We start from the raw sequence: 409 nt of genomic DNA on the forward strand, positions 1-409 counted from the left end.
TATTTTTGAGGATTCAATAACTAAATTATGAAATTCATACCGTTTATCATTCTCCTAATTTCCTTCAATATGATGGCAGAAACCGATTTCGAAAAAGCGGAAAAATTGTATAAGCAAGAGAAATTCGATCAGGCTAAAGTACTTTTTGAGAGTTATTTGAAAAGTAACCCAAATAGCTATAAAACGGTGGAATATCTTGGCGATATTGCTGGTCATCAAAAGAAATGGGACGAAGCTATAAAGCACTACAAAGTATTAAAATTACAATTTCCTAAGACAGCTAATTATTTCTACAAATTTGGCGGCGCATTGGGTATGAAAGCCAAATCAGTCAATAAATTCAAAGCGCTTGCAATGATAGACGAAATAGAGACTTCTTTTCTAACGGCTGCAAGATTAGATGCTAAAC

General features: G+C 33.5%; 1 protein-coding gene. It reads left to right on the forward strand.

The window, feature by feature from the left end; genetic code table 11:
• Window positions 1–27: 27 nt before the first annotated feature.
• On the forward strand, window positions 28–409 hold a 382-nt coding region (locus tag DIU01_RS07205; RefSeq protein ID WP_290832955.1), incomplete at its 3' end, for a tetratricopeptide repeat protein.

It is taken from the genome of Flavobacterium sp., from assembly GCF_003525665.1.
Classification (GTDB): domain Bacteria; phylum Bacteroidota; class Bacteroidia; order Flavobacteriales; family Flavobacteriaceae; genus Flavobacterium.